At 69.3% G+C, this 2,181-nt stretch carries 2 protein-coding genes; one reads left to right on the top strand and one right to left on the bottom strand.

What is annotated here, in order from left to right:
* On the top strand, positions 1–1,027 hold a 1,027-nt coding region (locus WBA11_RS10565; protein WP_424520654.1), incomplete at its 5' end, for a potassium channel family protein.
* Positions 1,028–1,367: 340 nt separating this feature from the next.
* On the opposite strand, the gene WBA11_RS10560 is transcribed toward WBA11_RS10565, so the two are convergent.
* Positions 1,368–2,181, bottom strand: an 814-nt coding sequence (locus WBA11_RS10560; protein WP_424520653.1) for a GTPase, incomplete at its 5' end; no start/stop codon positions are given.

Genomic DNA, 2,181 nt, shown 5'->3' with positions numbered 1-2,181 from the left:
GGTCTACGTCGCGTTCTTCACGATCACCGGTCTCGCGCTCAAGCTCGACATCCTGTGGGCGACGTTGCCGTTCGCAGGTGCCCTCTTCGTCGTCCGGGCCATCGGCATCGCGGCCGGCGCCGCGACTGGATCGGCCCTCGCAGGCGAGCCGGCAGCCGAGCGCCGGTTCTCGTGGATGGCCTTCATCACCCAGGCCGGCATCGCGTTGGGCCTGGCGCGCGAGGTGGCCGTCCAGTTCCCAGAGCTCGGGACGGCGTTCGCGACGCTGATCATTTCGGTCGTGGTGCTGAACGAGATCTTCGGCCCGCTCTTCCTCAAGGCCGCGTTGCGACGCGCCGGCGAGACCAACGAGCCCGGCTCAACGCCCGCCGACGAGGCTCGTGGCGTGCTCATTCTGGGCGTCGAGAGCCAGTCGGTCGCCCTGGCTCGGTCGCTCGGCCGCGACGGCTGGACCGTCGTCATGGCCGACCCCGACGCCGAGCACGTCGAGCGCCTGGCCGCCGAGGACGTCGACGAGCGCCACATCCCAGCCGTCGACGAGGTCGTCCTCGACGAGTTGATGACCGACAAGACGGCGGCCGTCGTCGCCCTCCTGCCCGACGACGCCCAGAACCTGCGCGCGTTGCGGTTCGCGTCCGAGCGCTACGGGGTCGAGCGGTTGGTCGTCCGCCCGGCTAACAGTCAGCGCCAAGCGGCGTTCGAGGAGTTGGGCGCGTTCGTCGTCGACCCCGGCACGGCGATGGTGACCCTTCTCGAGCAGGCCGTCTCTGCGCCCGAATCCGCCGCTCTGTTGCTCCGCCGCTCGGCGGACCGATCGGTCGCCCAAGTCCGTGTCACCAACCCCGACCTCGAGGGCGTGCCGCTCCGCGAGCTCCGCCTGCCGCTCGACGTGTTGTTCCTGGCCGTCTCGCGCGATGGGAGCGCCGTCGTCCCGAGCGGCCACACGGTCCTGCACCGCGGCGACGAGGTCACGCTGGTGGCCCAAGAGGACTCTCTCGACGCCGTCCGCCTCCGCCTGGGCGGCTGACCCGTCCTCGAGGACGCGACCGGTTCGACCTCGAGGGCGTTACCACGAGGTTGGAAACCAAACAAGACCGGGTGCCCCTCGGGTGTCTCAGCAGGCGACGTTCTAACGACTGAGTCATCCCCGCGGAGGCGGGGATCCAGGACTCGTGTGGCATGGTGCTCGCCCTCCCTGGATTGGCTGCGCCTTCGCTTCGCGGTCCCGCCTCCGCGGGAATGACGGTTTGTGCTTGTCTGCATTCCGGCCCGTGCCGAAGAATCCGAGGACCCTGCTCCCCCCGGAATAGGAGCTTCGTAGGCGACCTCGAGGATGCGAACGGACCATTCGTCCTCGAGGACGGGACCTACAGCCCCGGCACGAGCGACGCGCCACCGGAGCGGAGTTGTCCGAGCAGCGACGGCAGATCCGTCGACTGCGCCTGGCGCTCGATGGCCGGGCGGTGCTGCTGGTACAGCGCCTTCCCGTCCTCGAGTTGACGGTCGAACAACGCTCGGAGCCCGTCCGCGCTCAACCGTCGGCCACCGGCGTAGTACGCATCGGCCGCGTGGCCGAGGGCGTAGGTCGCGGCAAACTGGAACGCCGAGCCCGTCGCTGCCGCCGCCATCTTTTTGGCCTTCTTCCCCTTCTTCTTGCCGAGCGACTTTTTGGCCGCCTTCCCCATGAGCCCGCCCAGCAACCCACGCGCGTAGGTCTCCACGACCTGCGACGTCAGCCCGAGTCCGACCGCGCCCAGCAGCTCCTTGGCCTTTGCCGCATCGAGGACGTGCCCGTGGTGCTGCCCGATCCGGTACACCATCTTGGTCTGCATCGGGACCACGGCGAGTGTTGCCAGCTTCTGGGGCAACAGCTCGAGCGCGCCGTTCATCACGGCGTAGCGGAGAATCATCGGACGGAGATCGTCCTCGAGGTCGGAGACCTCGACCGGTGGCGCCGAAACAGGAACGGCGACAGCCTCGAGAGTCTGTCCCGGACCTGACCCGGGGTCGAACGTGTCGTCCTCGAGGTCGAGACTGGCAAGGTGGTCGCCGGCCATGTCGACGCGGTCTGCCGCGGCGTCCTCGAGGGCGAGGGCCGTGCGCAGGCGCTGGAGGAACGCGGTCTCGGCCGGGTCGGCTCGACCGTCGGCGTCGCAGACGGCCACGGCCATCTCGTACGCC

The organism is Rubrivirga sp. (assembly GCF_049648075.1).
Lineage (GTDB): Bacteria > Bacteroidota > Rhodothermia > Rhodothermales > Rubricoccaceae > Rubrivirga.
The sequence above is the reverse complement of the archived record's forward strand: the minus strand, read 5'-3'. Positions and strand labels throughout refer to the sequence as shown.